The organism is Paenarthrobacter sp. NPDC092416 (genome assembly GCF_044755025.1).
In the GTDB taxonomy this organism is placed as follows: Bacteria; Actinomycetota; Actinomycetes; order Actinomycetales; family Micrococcaceae; genus Arthrobacter.
The window spans coordinates 518,271-535,912 of sequence record NZ_JBIVQG010000001.1; the positions used below are offsets into that span (position 1 = coordinate 518,271).

Annotated in this window: 12 protein-coding genes; 9 read left to right on the top strand and 3 right to left on the bottom strand. The window is 63.0% G+C overall.

The window, feature by feature from the left end; translation table 11 throughout:
• Positions 1-3: 3 nt before the first annotated feature.
• From ACIQC5_RS02310 to ACIQC5_RS02340, 7 genes are all read left to right on the top strand, one after another.
• On the top strand, positions 4-351 hold the full coding sequence (locus ACIQC5_RS02310; RefSeq protein ID WP_400278115.1) for a holo-ACP synthase: 348 nt from the start codon (positions 4-6) through the stop codon (positions 349-351).
• 13 nt (positions 352-364) lie between these two features.
• A complete protein-coding gene (locus tag ACIQC5_RS02315; RefSeq protein ID WP_400278116.1) occupies positions 365-1,918 on the top strand; it encodes an NAD(P)H-hydrate dehydratase in 1,554 nt (517 codons plus the stop codon).
• Between the two features lie 88 nt (positions 1,919-2,006).
• Complete coding sequence (glgX, locus tag ACIQC5_RS02320) at positions 2,007-4,367, top strand: glycogen debranching protein GlgX (RefSeq protein WP_400278117.1); 2,361 nt, start codon at positions 2,007-2,009, stop codon at positions 4,365-4,367.
• Positions 4,364-6,676 (top strand): malto-oligosyltrehalose synthase, encoded by a 2,313-nt coding sequence (treY, locus tag ACIQC5_RS02325; RefSeq protein ID WP_400278118.1) that lies wholly within the window; start codon positions 4,364-4,366, stop codon positions 6,674-6,676. Before glgX ends, treY begins: the two co-directional genes overlap by 4 nt.
• 36 nt (positions 6,677-6,712) lie before the next feature.
• Entirely contained in the window at positions 6,713-8,509 is a 1,797-nt protein-coding gene (gene treZ, locus ACIQC5_RS02330) for a malto-oligosyltrehalose trehalohydrolase (RefSeq protein WP_400278682.1), read from the top strand.
• Positions 8,510-8,569: 60 nt separating this feature from the next.
• The gene (gene mgrA / locus ACIQC5_RS02335; RefSeq protein ID WP_400278120.1) at positions 8,570-9,607 is read left to right on the top strand and encodes an L-glyceraldehyde 3-phosphate reductase; all 1,038 of its coding nucleotides are present in this window, start codon (positions 8,570-8,572) and stop codon (positions 9,605-9,607) included.
• Between the two features lie 171 nt (positions 9,608-9,778).
• Positions 9,779-10,864 (top strand): inositol-3-phosphate synthase, encoded by a 1,086-nt coding sequence (locus ACIQC5_RS02340; protein ID WP_400278121.1) that lies wholly within the window; start codon positions 9,779-9,781, stop codon positions 10,862-10,864.
• Positions 10,865-11,398: 534 nt separating this feature from the next.
• On the opposite strand, the gene ACIQC5_RS02345 is transcribed toward ACIQC5_RS02340, so the two are convergent.
• Together ACIQC5_RS02345 and mshA are read right to left on the bottom strand one after the other, a co-directional pair.
• Positions 11,399-13,087, bottom strand: a complete 1,689-nt coding sequence (locus ACIQC5_RS02345; protein ID WP_400278122.1) for a formate--tetrahydrofolate ligase — start codon at positions 13,085-13,087, stop codon at positions 11,399-11,401.
• 95 nt (positions 13,088-13,182) lie between these two features.
• Complete coding sequence (gene mshA, locus ACIQC5_RS02350) at positions 13,183-14,442, bottom strand: D-inositol-3-phosphate glycosyltransferase (RefSeq protein ID WP_400278124.1); 1,260 nt, start codon at positions 14,440-14,442, stop codon at positions 13,183-13,185.
• A 112-nt stretch (positions 14,443-14,554) separates the two neighbouring features.
• Here mshA and ACIQC5_RS02355 point away from each other — a divergent pair, with 112 nt between their 5' ends.
• Positions 14,555-15,076: a GNAT family N-acetyltransferase gene (locus ACIQC5_RS02355; RefSeq protein ID WP_400278683.1), complete on the top strand. Its 522-nt coding sequence runs from the start codon at positions 14,555-14,557 to the stop codon at positions 15,074-15,076.
• Between the two features lie 4 nt (positions 15,077-15,080).
• On the opposite strand, the gene ACIQC5_RS02360 is transcribed toward ACIQC5_RS02355, so the two are convergent.
• Positions 15,081-16,457: a 6-phospho-beta-glucosidase gene (locus ACIQC5_RS02360; RefSeq protein ID WP_400278126.1), complete on the bottom strand. Its 1,377-nt coding sequence runs from the start codon at positions 16,455-16,457 to the stop codon at positions 15,081-15,083.
• A 47-nt stretch (positions 16,458-16,504) separates the two neighbouring features.
• Here ACIQC5_RS02360 and ACIQC5_RS02365 point away from each other — a divergent pair, with 47 nt between their 5' ends.
• Positions 16,505-17,599 carry a carbohydrate kinase family protein gene (locus ACIQC5_RS02365; RefSeq protein ID WP_400278127.1) on the top strand — a complete coding sequence of 365 codons (1,095 nt, stop codon included), beginning with the start codon at positions 16,505-16,507 and terminating at the stop codon, positions 17,597-17,599.
• Positions 17,600-17,642: the final 43 nt, after the last annotated feature.

A 17,642-nucleotide genomic window follows, 5' to 3' on the forward strand; every position in this document is an offset into this window, starting at 1 on the left:
CGCATGATTGTTGGCATTGGCGTAGACGTTGTAGACATCGAGCGATTCGGGCGGCAGCTGGAACGCACGCCGGGTTTGCGGGACCGCTTGTTCGTTCCTGCCGAGCGGGAACTCAACACGCGTTCGCTGGCTGCGCGCTTTGCCGCCAAGGAGGCCGTGGCCAAGGTCCTGGGCGCTCCTGCCGGGATGAACTGGCAGGACTGCTGGATCGGCCTTGACGCGAATGGCCCCACCGTTCAGGTCAAGGGAACGGTCCTTGCCGTGGCCGAGTCCAAGGGCGTCAAGCGGTGGCACCTTTCCATGAGCCACGACGGCGGCATCGCCACGGCGACTGTCATCGCCGAGGCCTGAACCACCTTAGACAATGATCAGCGCCTTCACCGGACAACAGATCAGGGACGCGGAACAACCGCTCCTTGACTCCGGTGGGGGCGCTGTTCTTATGCAACGGGCCGCATATGGCTTGGCCCAAGCAGTAGCCGGCGAGGTCAAGGCCCGGCGCAGACTGGCAGGATCCAGCGTCACGGTCCTGGCGGGTAAAGGCAACAACGGCGGCGACGGACTGTTCGCTGCTGCCATGCTCGCACGCCGGGGAATGCGCACGACGGCGGTACTCGCCGCCGCGGAAACGCACCCGGAAGCGCTGGCTGCGTTCGTTGCCGCAGGCGGGCGTGTGGCCCACCTTTCTGCCGGAAACGTTGAAGAGTTGGCGGTCCTGAGTGCGGGCGACGACGTCATCATCGACGCCCTTCTTGGCACGGGGGCGCGAGGCGGCCTGAAGGGTGCCGCTGCCGAGTTTGTGGCGTGCCTCCAGGAACTGCGTCCGCGCTGTGTCATTGCGTGCGACTTGCCCAGCGGCGTGGACGCGAGTACCGGCGAGGTCCATTGGCCGGTGCTGGACGCGCACGTCACCGTGACGTTCGGTGGCATCAAAGCCGGATTAATGACCGATCCCGGTGAGGGCTGTTCGGGGCGGATCCACGTAGTTCCAATCGGTATTGAAGACTTCCTGCAGCATCCTGAACTACGCCGTCTCATCGCTTCGGATCTGCGCGCCATCCTTCCATCGCCGGTACGCCGTGCCCACAAGTACTCCCGTGGTGTGCTGGGAGTGGTGGCTGGGTCCTCCCGCTTCGCCGGGGCGGCTGTGCTGAGCGTGCACGCCGCGGCCGTTGCCGGTGCCGGCATGGTCCGATACGTGGGCCCCGAGACCGCCGCGCGGCAGGTCCTGGCGCGGACCCCGGAGGCACTATGGGAGGCGGAGAGCCCCGGCCGGGTCCAGGCCTGGCTGCTTGGGCCGGGTGTGGATGGCGACGAGCAACTCACTCGGGTCCGGACAGCCTTTGAGTCTGCACTGTCAGCGGACCTGCCTGTGGTTCTCGACGCCGGGGCACTGAGCCTCCTGCCTGAACGGTGTCCACCGCACTGGATCCTGACGCCGCATGCAGGAGAACTCGCCACACTTCTCGATTCACTTCCATCCACGGGCGAGGTCGCCGTGACGCGGGATGATGTCGAGTCCCGGCCACTGCACTTCGTACGGCAGGCCGCGGAACAGACCGGCGCCACAGTGTTGCTGAAGGGCGCCACAACACTGGTGGCGTCGCCGTCGGGCGCTGTTTTCAGCCAGTCCGAAGGCACGCCTTGGATGGCGACTGCAGGCAGCGGCGACGTTCTGGCCGGGATCCTCGGCGCGCTTCTGGCGCAGTGTTCCGAGTCAATCAGGGACGACGACGGCGCTTTCGCAACGTTGGGCCTTGACCCCGCCGATCGGTGGGCTGCTGTGGCGGCGGCCGCAGCCAGTGTGCACGGACGCGCGGGAACCTCAGCGTCCGCGGAGGTCAGCGGCGGACCCATTACAGCGTCCGCGATCATGGCGGCGGTACCGCGCGTCATTGGTTCGCTCAGCGCGGAATGAGACCCCGATAGGCGGCAACATTTCGCGTTGATGTCGGAGGTCATGAGTAGGCTTGCAGCAAGTTATCCGCATCACAAGAGGAGAACGCATGGAAGTCTGGCCTGGATCGGCCTATCCGCTGGGAGCCACTTTTGATGGCACCGGAACCAACTTCGCGTTGTTCAGCGAAAAGGCCGACAAAGTGGAACTATGCCTCTTCGACGACGACGGCGGCGAAGTCCGCGTGGACGTCCACGAGGTAGACGGCTACGTGTGGCACTGCTATCTTCCCCAAGTTCAACCGGGACAAAAGTACGGCTACCGCGTGCACGGCCCGTACGAGCCGGATGCCGGCCAACGCTTCAACGCCAACAAGCTGCTGCTGGACCCCTACGCCAAGGCCATCCACCGGCAAATCGACTGGGACCCGGCGCTCTTTTCCTACAACATGGGCGATCCGGATTCCCGGAATGACGCCGATTCCGCACCGCACATGATGCTGGGTGTCGTCATTAATCCGTTCTTCGATTGGGACGGCGACAAACTCCTCCGTATTCCGTACCACAAGTCGGTGATCTATGAGGCACACGTCAAAGGCCTCACGCAGATGCACCCCGAGGTTCCCGAAGAGCAACGGGGTACGTACGCCGGCGTTGCCCACCCCGCGGTGATTTCGCACTTGCAAAAGCTCGGCGTCACGGCCATCGAGCTCATGCCTGTGCATCAGTTCACCAATGATGGCATCCTGCAGGACCGCGGACTTAATAATTACTGGGGCTACAACACCATCGGCTTCTTCGCACCGCACAACAGCTACAGCTCCAAGGGTGATACCGGGCAGCAGGTCCAGGACTTCAAGGCCATGGTGCGTTCGCTGCACAACGCCGGGATCGAGGTCATCCTGGACGTCGTGTACAACCACACCGCCGAAGGCAACCATCTGGGGCCCACGCTGTCTTTCAAGGGCATCGACAATTCCGCTTACTACCGGCTGGTGGACAACGATCTCAAGTACTACATGGATTACACGGGCACGGGTAATTCGTTGAATGTCCGGAGCCCTCATTCGCTGCAGTTGCTCATGGACTCCTTGCGGTACTGGGTGACCGAAATGCACGTTGACGGGTTCCGCTTCGACCTCGCGTCCACCTTGGCCCGCGAGTTCTACGACGTCGATAAACTCTCCTCGTTCTTCGAACTCATTCAGCAGGATCCCGTGGTGTCCCAGGTCAAGCTGATCGCCGAACCGTGGGACGTCGGTCCCGGCGGCTACCAAGTGGGCAACTTCCCACCTCAATGGACGGAATGGAACGGCCAATACCGCGACACGGTCCGGGACTTCTGGCGCGGCGAACCCTCCACTCTGGGCGAGTTCGCGTACCGCCTTACGGGTTCGGCGGACCTGTACGAGCACTCTGGCCGACGCCCGGTTGCCTCCATTAACTTCGTCACCGCGCATGATGGCTTCACGCTTGCTGACCTTGTCTCGTACAACGAGAAACACAACGACGCCAACGGTGAAGACAACAATGACGGCGAATCGCACAACAGGTCCTGGAACTGCGGGGCCGAAGGGCCCACTGACGATCCCAAGGTCCTGGGCCTGAGGGCACGTCAACAGCGCAACTTCATCGCCTCGCTCTTCCTGTCCCAAGGTGTCCCCATGCTCCTGCACGGTGACGAGCTTGGCAGGACCCAGAACGGCAACAACAACGGATATTGCCAGGATTCGGAACTTACCTGGATCAATTGGGACAAGCTGGATCAACCCTTGGTGGAGTTCACCGCCGCGGTGAGCGCGCTACGGGCGAAGCATCCCAGTTTGCGCCGCAGCCGCTTCTTTGACGGGCGTCCCGTCCTGCGTGGTGAGGGTGAGCGCCTGCCGGACATCGTCTGGCTGGACGTCGACGCCAGCACCATGACGCCGTCGGACTGGGACAGCGCGTTTGGCCGCTCCGTGGGCGTTTTCCTGAACGGCGATGGTATCCGGGGCCGCGATAACCAAGGCCGGCGGATTACCGACGTCAACTTCCTGCTGTACTTCAATGCGGACGAGGACGAGGTTGGTTTCAGGGTGCCGTCCGACGAATACGCGCCTGCATGGGATGTCATGATCGACACCGCAGGCGAGGGCGCGGATGCCGCACTCGTCAAGGCGGACCAGGTCCTCATGGTGGCCGCTAAGTCCCTTGTGGTTCTGCGGGCGCATTCCAGCCCGGAGACCGAGCCGGACCACTCGGTTGCCGCTTCCCTTGCGGCGTTGACTCAGACGTCCACTCCCGAGACGGCGTCCCTCACGTCGCCCGCCGTGACCTCTTCGCCTTCGCATGAGGTCCAGGAGCCCCGCAAGGCCCAAGAGGTTCAGCAGGAGCAGCAGCAGGATCAGCCAGTGGAAGCACCGCAGGCCGCCCCGGCTGAAGAGGCGAAGCCCGTGAGGAAGCGGCGGGCGTCCAAGAAGGCAGGCTCATGAGGACGCCGGTCTCCACCTACCGTTTCCAGATCCGGCCTGACTTCACCCTCCAGGACGCAGCTGAGCTGACGGGATACCTGCACTCACTAGGCGTTGACTGGATCTATTTGTCCCCGATTCTGACGGCGGAGGAAGGGTCCGCCCATGGATATGACGTCACTGATCCATCGTCGGTGGACCGCTCGCGTGGGGGTTCCGAAGGACTGGCCGCCTTGTCCAAGGCAGCGCGGGAGCAAGGCCTCGGAATCCTCGCGGACATTGTCCCCAACCATGTGGGTGTTGCCTCTCCGCCGCAGAACCGGTGGTGGTGGCAGCTCCTTAAGGAGGGCCGTTCGTCAAAGTACGCCGAAGCCTTCGACGTCGATTGGGACTTCGCCGGCGGCAAGATCCGCATCCCTGTCCTGGGCAGTGAGGACGACGTCAGCGAACTCACGATCGTCGACGATGAATTGCACTACTATGACCACCGGTTCCCGCTGGCTGAGGGCAGCCACACTGATGGAGACAGCCCGCAGGACGTCCATTCCCGTCAGCACTACGAGCTGGTGGGGTGGCGGCGTGCCGACGCTGAACTGAATTACCGCCGGTTCTTCGCTGTCAACACTCTTGCCGGGGTGCGCGTCGAAGTTCCGTGGGTCTTTGGCGAGGCCCATGTGGAGATCAAGCGTTGGTTCAGCGAGGGCTTGGTGGACGGTCTCCGGATTGACCATCCCGACGGATTAGCAGACCCTGCGGGCTACTTGGCGAGGCTTCGCGAAGCCACCGGTGGTGCGTATCTCCTGGTCGAAAAGATCCTGGAACCTGGCGAGAAGCTGCCAGACACTTTCGACTGCGAGGGAACCACCGGATACGACGCCCTCGCCGACGTCGACCGTCTTTTCGTTGACCCGGCCGCCGAGGAGTATCTGGATTCTCTGGATGCACGGTTGCGCGACTCCGAAAGCCCCGCCGATTACGCCGCGATGATCCACGGCACCAAACGCCGGATAGCGGATGGAATCCTGCGTTCGGAAATCCTGCGACTGTCCAGATTGGTCCCGGAATCACCAGAACTGCCCCGCGCGGAAGTAGCCGACGCTCTTGCCGAGGTCATCTGCTGGTTCCCCGTCTATCGGACGTACCTTCCGCACGGCGAAGAAATATTGCTGGAAGCGATCGAACGTGCCGCGCAGTCGCGTCCGGACCTGGAACCCGTCCTTGGCAGCCTTCGCCCGCTTCTCCTGAACGCCGACGCCGAACTTGCCCGGCGCTTTCAGCAGACGTCCGGCATGGTCATGGCAAAGGGTGTGGAGGACACCGCGTTCTTCCGCTACACCCGGCTCGGGACACTCACGGAGGTAGGTGCCGATCCCACGGAAGTCGCACTGTCTCCAGCCGAATTCCATCGGCGTATGGCCCGCCGGCAAGAGGCCCTGCCGTTTTCCATGACAACGCTGACCACTCACGACACCAAGCGCAGCGAGGATACCCGCGCGAGGATCTCCGTCATTGCCGAGGCCGTGCCGGAATGGGAGTTGTTCCTGGGGACAGTTCAGCAGCTTGCCCCCATTCCGGACGGTCCTTTGGCCGCCTTGGTCTGGCAAGCCATCGCCGGTGCCTGGCCCGCCAACCGGGAGCGGCTCCAGTACTTTGCCCTCAAGGCCGCTCGCGAGGCAGGCAATTCCACCAACTGGACCGACCCCGACGGTGACTTCGAGAAACACCTGGCTGCCGCCGTCGACGCCGTTTTCGATCAAGCCGAGGTGACGGCTGCGCTCGAAAATTTCGTGGAGGAGCTGGAGCCTCATGGAACCTCCAACTCGCTGTCCGCGAAGCTCATCCAGCTCACCATGCCTGGTGTCCCGGACGTCTACCAGGGGACCGAGTTCAGAGATGGCTCGCTGACTGATCCGGACAACCGGAGGCCGGTGGACTTCCAAGCCCGGATTGCCGCGCTCGCAGAGCTGGACCGTGGCGCGAGGCCTGGGTTCACCGAAGAATCCGCGAAGCTCTTGGTGGTTTCCAGAGCCCTTAGGCTTCGCCGGGACAGTCCCTGGTTGTTCGGCGGCTACCGGCCTGTGCTCGCTCGCGGACAGGCAGCAGATCATGTAGTTGCGTTCGATCGTGGGTCTGAGGGACCGGGTGTTCTGACCGTTGCCACGCGCCTTCCGAAACGACTCGCCCGTGACGGTGGTTGGCGGGACACAGTCCTTGATCTGTCCGCGAGCTGCCGCGACGAGCTGACTGGGGCAACATACAGCGCCGGTTTGGTTCCCGTTGCGAGACTGCTGGACCACTATCCAGTGGCTTTGCTGGTCCCCATCGACTGATCTCTGCCTGCACCACAACCCGACCACAGGAGCATGATGCTGGAACACGCCGCAGGAACTGTCCGTTTTGATGTCTGGGCACCGAACGCCGGTTCGGTCCGGCTGCTCGCTGGCGGCCATGAATACGCCATGGAACACCTGCACGACGGCGGAGCCACCGGTTGGTGGAGGGCGCCCAGTGACGTCGCAGCACAGCCAGCGGACGTCGGTGTTGCCTATGGCTACACGATTGATGGAGAGGGGCCGTTCCCGGATCCGCGGTCGAGGCGGCAGCCTGAAGGAGTCCACGGCTTGTCCGCCACGTTCGACGCCGGAGCCCATGAGTGGACGGACGGGGATTGGCGTGGCCGTGTCCTCCGCGGCGCTGTTATTTATGAACTCCACGTGGGAACCTTCACCCCTGAAGGAACTCTGGATGCTGCAGCGGGCAAGCTCGACTACCTGGTGGATCTCGGTGCGGATTTCATCGAACTTCTCCCGGTCAACGGCTTCAACGGCGTGCACAACTGGGGCTATGACGGTGTGCTTTGGTACGCGGTGCACGAACCCTATGGCGGCCCCTCCGCTTACCAGCGCTTTGTCGATGCGGCCCACGCGGCGGGCTTGGGCGTCATCCAGGATGTCGTGTACAACCATCTGGGACCGAGCGGAAACTACCTGCCGAAGTTTGGCCCGTACCTGAAATCCGGCGAGGGAAACACGTGGGGCGATTCCGTGAATCTGGATGGGCCTGGCTCGGACGAGGTCCGGAGGTACATCCTGGAGAATGCCACCATGTGGCTTCGGGACTACCACGTGGACGGGCTCCGGCTTGATGCCGTACATGCACTCCGCGACGATCGCGCCGTGCACATCCTTGAGGACCTGGGCTCCATGGCCGATCGGCTCGAAGCCGAGACCGGGGTCCCCAAGACCCTGATCGCGGAATCGGACCTGAACAACCCACGGCTTATCTACCCGCGCAAGGACAACGGCTACGGCCTGGCAGGCCAGTGGAGCGATGACTTCCATCACGCCCTCCACGTAAATCTCAGTGGGGAAACCACCGGGTACTACTCGGACTTCGAATCACTCGCGGTCCTGGCGAAGGTCCTCGAACACGGCTTCCTCCACGACGGAAGCTACTCAAGCTTCCGCGGACGCCACCACGGCAGGCCAATCCGCCGTGACCTTGCGCATCCCTCCGCCTTGGTAGTCTGCCTGCAAAACCACGACCAAATCGGTAATCGTGCCACGGGCGACCGGCTAACAGCCTCGCTTTCCTACGGGAAATTGGCAATAGGCGCGGTTCTGACCATGACGTCCCCTTTCACTCCCATGCTGTTCATGGGAGAGGAATTCGGGGCCTCCACACCATGGCAGTTCTTCACGTCGCATCCTGAGCCGGAACTGGGTGAGGCAACAGCCAAGGGACGGATCAAGGAATTCGAACGCATGGGATGGGACCCCGCAGTGGTACCCGATCCTCAGGATCCCGAGACTTTCCAACGATCCAAGTTGGACTGGAACGAAGCGACCATGGGTGAGCACGCCCAGTTACTCAAGCTCTACCGGGATTTAGCACAGCTGCGCCGGCAAACGCCCGAGCTGGTCGACGGCGGTTTTGGCTACACCGCAGTGGAATACGACGAAGATGAGCACTGGATACAGATGACGCGCGGCGAGGTCAGAGTGGTGTGCAACTTCGGCGATGAGGCACTGGCAACACCATTGACCGGGTCTGTGTTGCTGGCAACCGACAGCGAAGCAGCCCTGGAAGACGGAACACTTTCGCTCCCTGGCGGGAGCGCCGCCGTCGTGCGTGTCAGCGAGGCGAGCGATGAGGTCAGGTGACGGCGCCCACATTGCGGACAGCTCCGACGCATGTCCCGGTGCGGTGGCAGGATAGAACGTATGACTTATTCGGCTGCGGAAAACCGCTACGAAACCATGCCCTACCGCCGCGTCGGACGCAGCGGACTCAAACTTCCTGCTATCTCGCTGGGCCTCTGGCACAACTTTGGCGACGATAAGCGGTTCGATGAACAGCGCGCCATCCTGCGCCGTGCCTTCGATTTGGGCGTCAACCACTTCGACCTCGCCAACAACTACGGTCCGCCGGACGGGTCAGCCGAGACGAACTTCGGCCGACACCTGAAGGATGACTTCAAGCCCTACCGCGATGAACTCGTGATCTCCACGAAGGCTGGCTACTACATGTGGCCCGGCCCGTACGGCGAGTGGGGATCCCGCAAGTACATGATCTCCAGCCTGGACCAGTCGCTTGAGCGCATGGGCCTGGACTACGTGGACATCTTCTACAGCCACCGCCCTGACCCGGAGACTCCTCTCGAGGAAACCATGGGGGCTCTGGACTACGCGGTTCGTTCCGGCAAGGCACTGTATGCAGGCATCTCCTCGTACACACCGGAGCAAACCATTGAAGCAGCCCGAATCCTGAAGGAACTCGGCACGCCGTTGCTCATTCACCAGCCCAGTTACTCCATGCTGAACCGCTGGACCGAGAACGGTTCGCCAAACCTTTATGAGGCACTGGACCAGGTGGGTGCCGGCTCCATCGCTTTCTCGCCGCTGGCCCAAGGGATGCTCACCAGCCGCTACCTCAACGGCGTACCGTCCGATTCCCGCGCCGCCAAGGAACGCTTCCTGTCCGAATCCGCGCTGACCGACGAGAAGTTGGATCGCGTACGCGGCCTTAACGCCATCGCAGAGGGCCGTGGCCAGACGCTGGCCCAGATGGCGATCGCCTGGATCCTGCGGGACCAGCCGAAGGGCTCCCCGGTAACGTCAGCACTCGTCGGGGCATCCAGTGTGGCCCAGCTCGAGGACACCCTCAGCGCCATCAACAACCTGAAGTTCACCACGGAAGAACTGACGGCGATCGACGAATTTGCCGTCGAATCAGACATCAACCTGTGGGCACAGAAGTAGCCACACAGGTTTTGACATAAAACAGCAAGGGCCGGCCGGGAACAAAGCCGGCCCTTGCTGTGTTGGCTACAATGCAAGTGTGCGCCAACTGGCGCCGTGCCAATCAGTCGTGCCCTGAACTCAGTCAGCGGCGCGCCTGGCACCTGAGGTTTAGTTCTCAAAAGGAGTTCCGTGTCTTCACATCCGATTCGTGTTGCCATTGTCGGCGTAGGTAACTGCGCCGCATCGCTGGTCCAAGGTGTTCAGTACTATCGTGACGCTGACCCCAAGGCCACGATCCCGGGTCTGATGCACGTCGAGTTCGGCCAGTACCACGTCAACGACGTCCAGTTCGTTGCTGCTTTCGATGTCGATAGCAAGAAGGTTGGACTGGACCTGGCCGACGCCATCGGCGCGAGCGAAAACAACACCATTAAGATCGCCGACGTCCCTTCCACCGGCGTAACGGTCCAGCGCGGCCACACGCTTGACGGCCTGGGCAAGTACTACCGCGAGACCATCGCCGAAGCTCCCGAGGAAGCTGTGGACATCGTCGCGGCGCTGCGTGAAGCCAAGGCCGACGTCATGGTGTGCTACCTGCCCGTCGGTTCGGACCAAGCTGCAAAGTTCTACGCCCAGTGCGCTATCGACGCCGGTGTTGCCTTCGTCAACGCACTGCCCGTCTTCATCGCAGGCACCAAAGAGTGGGCTGACAAGTTCACCGAAGCCGGTGTTCCGATCGTGGGCGACGACATCAAGAGCCAGATCGGTGCCACCATCACGCACCGTGTCATGGCCAAGTTGTTCGAAGACCGCGGCGTTACGCTGGACCGCACGTACCAGCTCAACGTTGGCGGCAACATGGACTTCAAGAACATGCTTGAGCGCGACCGGCTTGAGTCCAAGAAGATCTCCAAGACCCAGGCTGTGACCTCCAACGTTGAGGCCGAGCTGCACGCGGACGACGTCCACATCGGACCGTCCGACTACGTGGCCTGGCTCGACGACCGCAAATGGGCCTTCGTCCGCCTTGAAGGCCGCAACTTCGGCGACGCCCCGGTGTCCCTCGAATACAAGCTCGAGGTCTGGGACTCACCGAACTCCGCCGGCGTGATCATCGACGCAATCCGCGCAGCAAAGATCGGCCTGGACCGCGGCATTGGCGGCCCGCTGCTCTCCGCTTCCAGCTACTTCATGAAGTCCCCGCCGGAGCAGTTCAACGACGACCTCGCCCGTGACAAGGTTGAGGCTTTCATCCGCGGCGACATCGAGCGCTAAACCTTCGCCCGTTAGGGCTTGATTGACGGGCGTTCTCCCAATTCGTTGGGGGAGCGCCCGTTTTTTCGTGCCCGCCCTCTTTCACGTCCTGCGGCTTTTTCGGCGGCCGTCTCTCACGTCCTGCGGCCTTTTTTGGCGTCCCTCTCTCACGTCCTGCGGACTTCGGATCGTCTGGGCCTGGGACAGAGCAGCTGCGCCACCTCAGTCGCCATGGGACCGATGGTCTCGCTCATGATCAGTCCTCCCGCCAGGCAAAGCCCGGCATGTCAGGCCAGCCCCCGGATCCACCGTTATTCGCACATTCCCCGTTGGGTTTGGCGCGCCGCTTTGAAGAGACCAGGCGCCGCGGCGGCGCGCTGACACCTCACCATTGAAGCCCGACGTCGACGCCCAACCGGGGTGCCGACGTCGGGCTTTCTTTTGACATGTGGGTGAGGGTTGGCCGGAAGCGGTTGGGATGTGGGTGAGGGTTGGCCGGAAGCGGTTGGGATGTGGGTGAGGGATAGCCATAAGCGGTAGGGACGTGAGGGAGGGTCAGAAGAGTCCCGTTGGCTGGCCTTCGGCGTCGACGTCCATGCGCATGGCGGCGGGTTCTTTGGGCAAACCTGGCATGGTCATGACGGCCCCGGTCAGGGCAACGATGAATCCGGCTCCGGTCTTTGGGATGAGCTCCCGCACGTGCACCGTGAATCCTTTGGGAGCTCCAAGTTTGCTGGCGTCGTCGGTGAATGAATACTGCGTCTTTGCCATGCAGACGGGAAAATCGGACCAGCCGTTCTTCTCGATGTCAGCCAAGCGCCTGCGTGCCGGGACGGAGAACTCCACGCCGTCAGCACCGTAGATTTCCTGAGCGATGGTTCGGATCTTGTCCTCAATAGACAGGTCCAAGGGATACAGGTGACGGAAGGTGGATGGTGCTTGCACGGCGGCAGCCACCTTGGCCGCGAGCTCGTCGCCCCCATCTCCGCCGCCTCCGCGGCCCCAGACATCAGCGACCGCTGCTTCCACACCTTCCGCCGCGCACCAGGCCAACAACCAATCAAGTTCCTCGGCAGTGTCCGTGCCGAACTTGTTGATGGCGACAACGGGAGTGATGCCGAACTTGCCAACGTTTCCTACGTGTCGTTTGAGGTTGGCGACCCCGGCGGCGAGGGCATCGACGTCGGGCTCCGTAAGCCGATCCTTGGGCACTCCACCTTGCATCTTGAGTGCCCGGATGGTGGCAACAATAACGACGGCGGACGGCGCCACGTCTGCGATGCGCGCCTTGATGTCCATGTACTTTTCGGCACCGAGGTCAGCACCGAATCCTGCCTCGGTGACGACGATGTCGGCGAGCTGCTGGGCTGTGGTAGTCGCGATCAACGAATTGCAGCCGTGCGCGATGTTCGCGAACGGACCGCCGTGAACCAGTGCGGGTGTTCCGGCGATGGTTTGCACAAGGTTGGGTTTGATCGCGTCCTTGAGCAGCATGGTGAGTGCACCTTCCACGCCAAGGTCGGCAACAGTGACTGGAGCACGGTCGAACGTGTAGCCGAAAGTGATGCGGCCCAACCGCGAGCGGAGGTCGTCCAAGTCCGTTGCAAGGCAGAAGACGGCCATGATCTCGGAGGCCACCGTGATGTCGAATCCGTCCTGTCGCGGCACGCCCTGTGCCGGACCGCCCAAGCCGATGACGATCTCCCGGAGGGACCGATCGTTCATGTCCAGCACGCGTTTGAACGTCATGCGGCGTGGGTCTATTCCGAGGTCATTTCCTTGGAAGATGTGGTTGTCGACGAGAGCCATGAGGGCGTTGTTGGCGGACGTGACGGCGTGGAAATCGCCGGTGAAGTGCAAGTTGATGTCGTCCATCGGCAGGACTTGGGAATAGCCGCCGCCAGTGGCTCCGCCCTTCATTCCGAGGATGGGTCCCAGTGAAGGCTCGCGCAGGGCGATCATCACCTTGTGACCCGCGCGGGCCAGAGAGTCAGCTAAACCCACGGTGGTGGTGGACTTGCCTTCACCTGCAGGCGTGGGGGACATCGCGGACACTAGAACGACTTTTCCGGCTCGTTTGCCCGCAGTCAGTTGAAGCTTGCCGGGATTGATCTTTGCCTTGTAAGGCCCGTACAACTCCAGGGATTCGGTGTTGATACCTGCCCGTTCGGCGATCTCTTCGATGGGCAGAATGGTGGCCTTGTGGGCTATTTCAAGATCGCTCAGGACCTTGTTTCCAGACATCGTTGTCCTTTGGCTCGGGTGGAGCATTTACGTGTGGATCGTTGTGCGGGCCAATCTACCAGCCATGGATTCGATGGCGGCTGAGGATGCGAGTGTCACCGGCTAAGCGACGGTGCCCGGGGTACCAGCAGGCCCTCCGCAGCGGCCCGATAGCTGTCCAACGTGAGCGCGGCGGTGCGTTGCCAGCCGAACGCTTCGGCGTGCACTGCCGCTGACCGGCCCATATCCTCGCGTGTTTGGACGTCGTCGTAAAGATCCTCCAGGGCGTCCGCCCAGTCGGAAGGGTCGTGGCCGTCCACCAGCATCCCTGTCCGACCGTCAGCGATGGCACGGGAAAGGCCGCCAACATTGGTGGCTACTACCGGGGTCCCGCAGGCTTGGGCCTCCAGGGCCACGAGTCCGAAGGATTCGCTGAAGGACGGCATGACCACCACATCGGCAGAACGGAACCAGCCGGCCAGCTCCTGGGCGATTACTGGCGGTCGGTGCGTAACGACGTCGTTAAGTCCTGCGTCCTCGATGAAGTGCTGAAGGTTGAAGTCCTTGGCCCCACTCAGCGATCCGAGGATGGTCATTTCCAGATCGATGTCCGGCCTTCGCTTCCGGAGAAGTCCTGCGGCCTCAACGAAGATCTGCGGACCTTTGAGCCGTTGGATGCGCCCAGCGAAAAGGATGTGGAAGCTGTCAGGCCGGACTCCAAGCCGGGACCGTGACTTGCGGCGGAACGCGGGAGTGAAGACGTTGAGATCCACACCCGGCGGTGCTACGTCGATGCGGTCGCTGTCTGCGCCATAATGCGAAATGAGTTCTTGGGCTTCGGCAGGGGTGTTGGCCACCAACCGGGCAGCCCCGTCCACGATCCGTTGCTCGCCTTCCTCCCGGCGACGTGGTTCGGGGAGCTCGCCGGATTCCAGGACAAGGTTCTTGACCTTTGCCATCGTGTGCATGGTGTGTACCAGCGGGACGCCCCATAACTCCGAGAGTTCCAGACCAGCGACACCTGATACCCAGTAGTGGGAATGGATGGCGTCGTAGCGGCCGTGCGGCTGCCTCTGCCGGATCCTGTCGATTTCCTCGACCATTTGGTGCAGGAGTCCGGGGAGTTCTTCCTTGGGGAGCTTCCGCCGGGGACCCGCCATGACGTTATGCACGCAAACGCCGGGACCGGGATGCTCGACGGCGGGCTCGTTGGCCTGGGTGGAACGCGTGAAGATCTCTACCTCCACGCCCGACTCCGCAAGGGCCATGGCCAGCGCGCGCACGTAGACGTTCATGCCGCCGGCATCACCGGCGCCAGGCTGTTCCATGGGGGAGGTGTGCAGCGACAGGAATGCCACACGACGGATCAAGGTCACCCATTTCCTCCTGAAGTTTCGAGACAAAACCAGCTTTGCCCTGCAGAAAACACTACTCCTGCAAGCCAACACAGCATTGTCCCAACCTTGCTATGTGGATAACGCTGCTAGCGTGGCCGCTGTGAGCCAAGAAAACACTGTCGACATCCGCCCAGCAACTGCCGAGGACTGGCCTGGCATCTGGTCCATCCTGGAACCCGTCATCCGAGAGGGGGAGACCTTCACCTGGGATCGCGATACCACCGAGGACGAAGCCCGCGCCAAGTGGGTCAAGGGCGCCCCGGGACAGACTTTCGTGGCAGTTCGCCCGGGGGCGGGCGACCAGATCCTGGGCACCGGAGAGTTCCATGCCAACCAAGGAGGTGGCGGCAGCCATGTGGCCAACGCGGGTTACATGGTGGGCGCGAACTACTCAGGCCAGGGCGTCGCCCGGGCCTTGTGCGCGTACTCGTTGCGGGCTGCCAAGGAAGCCGGCTTCCACTCCATGCAGTTCAACGCGGTAGTGGAAAGCAACGTCCGGGCCGTATGGCTGTGGCAGTCCATGGGCTTCCGGATCCTGGCTACGGTTCCGGAGGCGTTCAATCACCCCGAGATTGGTTACGTGGGTCTGCACGTGATGTACCAGAAGCTCTAGGAACCTATCCCCACAGCCGTCGCAGTTCGGGGAACGCGGCCTCATACCCTTCCAGGAGTTGCCGGCCGAGCGTTGGTGAACCCACTAACGGGTGCCGGGCGAATGCCTGGATTGCGGCTTCGCGCTCGCCGTCCCGCACGGCCCGGATCGTGAGTCGTTCCACCTCCTTGACGTGTGCCATGAGGGTGAGGAACTGCCCGCCTGGCGGATCCTGCGCAAGTGGCAACGCGCCGTCGGGCGTCACCACACAAGGAACCTCGACGACGGCGTCTGCCGGCAATCCGGGCACTGCCACGTTCGCGTCGTTCCGGTCAGAGGAGACCACCTGGGCGTTCGGAACATTGAGAATGAGCTGCGCCTCACCACCGCCCGCGAGAGCCCGCATCACGGCAAGGGCCACCCGCTCATAACCGCCTCCCGCGAGATCGTCCTCATCGCGCTCATCACCGTGCCCCCGGGCTTCCGCCAAGTACCCTTCCTCGCGCGAACGCCGGGCAGCGTCCCAGCTGGCATAGGCGTCAGGGGCCTGAACAAGGGATGGGTACAGCGAGCTCTGCTGCTGATGAATGGCCGTGCCGCGCGTTTCGCTTTGCCGACGGATGGCCTCCGTGGCGTGTGCCGTTTGGTAGTAGTAATACAGGTACTCGTTGGGCAGGCACCCCAACCGTTCCAGCAAGGATCGGCCGAACAGGCGCCCCTCCTCAAAAGTTCTCAAGGCTCCTTCATCGGACAGCAGACCGGGGAGGAGATTCCGACCCGCAGGAGCCAACCTGTAGAGCCATCCGAGATGGTTCAGGCCAAAGTAGCCCACGCCGTCGAGCTTTCCTTCCGGCAACGGCGAGCCGGCCGCACGCGCTGCACGCTGGACCAGGCCACCCGCCGAATCGCAGATGCCGATGACCCGATTGCCCAGTACGGGCACCAGAGCTTCAGTGACCATTCCAGCGGGGTTGGTGAAATTGATGAGCCATGCGTCCGGGCATTGGGTTCGCATTGCTTCGGCGAGTTCCACCATGCGCGGAATTGAGCGGAGCGCATAGGAGATCCCGCCGGCGCCGGTGGTCTCCTGGCCCAGCAGGCCGAGTTCCAAGGCAACACGTTCGTCGGCGACGCGCCCGGCCGTCCCGCCGGGGCGGATTGCGGCGAAGACCACATCGGTACCGGTCAGCGCCTGGTCCAGGTCAGTGGAAATCACGACGGCGGGCCGGGAACCTTCCGCGACCGGCATGTCGCGGAGTACAGCCTCAATGGCGGCAAGCCGCGTGGCGTCGACGTCGTACAACACGAGTTCGTGCACCAGCCCCGCGAAAGAGCCCGCGCATAAAGCCCGGTAGACAAGGGGAACCCGGAATCCGCCGCCGCCGGCGATCATGAGCCGCATGTTCTGAGTCTATGCAGCCGTTGCAAGTGCAGCGTAGTCTGCGGAGCATGGATGCGATGCCCCAGCGACGCTTTGATCCATTGGCTGCCGTGCGCACTGATGGCGAACAACAGTGCGACCTTCTCTTGGCCGGAACAGTGTTCCAGGACATCATCTTCACAGGCCTCCCGCACTCGCCGGAACCGGGGACGGAGGTGTGGAGCGAAGGCATGGGCAGTTGCCCCGGAGGCGTTGCCAACCAAGCCATAGCCGCGGCCCGGCTTGGGCTGCGGACCAACCTGGCGGCCACCTTTGGCGACGACGGCTACGGCGACTACAACTGGCAGATTCTGGAAAGCCAGGAACACGTCGACCTCTCGCTGTCCCGGCGCGTGCCGGGCTGGCACTCTCCAGTGACGGTGTCCATGTGCGTCAACCAGGACCGGTCAATGGTCACCCATGGACACCCGGCTCCGGTCAGCGCCTCAGAATTGATCGGCCAGCCACCCAAGGCGCTCGCCGCCGTCGCCGACCTCGGCGAGGAACTCGAACCGTGGATGCTGTCCGCCAAGGACGCAGGGACCAAGTTGTTCGGCGTGGTTGGCTGGGACCCCAGCGGAGAATGGTCGGCGCGCCGCCTCGATCAACTGGAACATTTCCACGCGTTCCTGCCCAATGCGCCCGAGGCCATGGCCTTCACCGGCAAAACCGATCCGTGGGCTGCCCTGTATTCCTTGGCGGACCGCGTGCCGGTGGCCGTCGTAACCCTCGGGGCCCAAGGCGCCATGGCTGTTGACGCGGAAACCGGCGAAGAGGAATGGGTGCCGTCGCTGCCTGTAGCCGCTTACGATCCGACAGGTGCCGGCGACTGCTTCGGAGCAGCGTTCATTGTGGGGTGCCTGGCCGGCTGGCGGCTTGGCGACCGGCTGCGGTTCGCGAACCTCTGCGCCTCGCTGGCGGTCCAGCAAGTGGGCGGTTCGCTGGCGGCGCCTGGCTGGGGCGACATTGCAGACTGGTGGCAGCGGGCGAATGCGCGGAAAGAACGCCAATCGAGCCAGTGGTTGAGGCGCTTCGCTTTCCTGGAACCAATCGTGAAGGACATTCCTGCGGAAGCCCAGAGAAGGGCCCGGGCGACGATCGCACATCTGTCGGATGCGCAGTAAGCGCCCCGCAGGCGGGCAAGCCAGGGCTTGGGCGCGGCCGCAG

What these genes read in the sequence shown, in the direction of transcription:
- ACIQC5_RS02345 (WP_400278122.1), bottom strand. Translation starts at nt 13,087, where the DNA reads ATGTCTGGAAACAAGGTCCTGAGCGATCTTGAAATAGCCCACAAGGCC.
- ACIQC5_RS02315 (WP_400278116.1), top strand. Translation starts at nt 365, where the DNA reads ATGATCAGCGCCTTCACCGGACAACAGATCAGGGACGCGGAACAACCG.
- ACIQC5_RS02360 (WP_400278126.1), bottom strand. Translation starts at nt 16,457, where the DNA reads ATGCGGCTCATGATCGCCGGCGGCGGCGGATTCCGGGTTCCCCTTGTC.
- ACIQC5_RS02365 (WP_400278127.1), top strand. Translation starts at nt 16,505, where the DNA reads ATGGATGCGATGCCCCAGCGACGCTTTGATCCATTGGCTGCCGTGCGC.
- glgX (WP_400278117.1), top strand. Translation starts at nt 2,007, where the DNA reads ATGGAAGTCTGGCCTGGATCGGCCTATCCGCTGGGAGCCACTTTTGAT.
- treZ (WP_400278682.1), top strand. Translation starts at nt 6,713, where the DNA reads ATGCTGGAACACGCCGCAGGAACTGTCCGTTTTGATGTCTGGGCACCG.
- mgrA (WP_400278120.1), top strand. Translation starts at nt 8,570, where the DNA reads ATGACTTATTCGGCTGCGGAAAACCGCTACGAAACCATGCCCTACCGC.
- ACIQC5_RS02310 (WP_400278115.1), top strand. Translation starts at nt 4, where the DNA reads ATGATTGTTGGCATTGGCGTAGACGTTGTAGACATCGAGCGATTCGGG.
- treY (WP_400278118.1), top strand. Translation starts at nt 4,364, where the DNA reads ATGAGGACGCCGGTCTCCACCTACCGTTTCCAGATCCGGCCTGACTTC.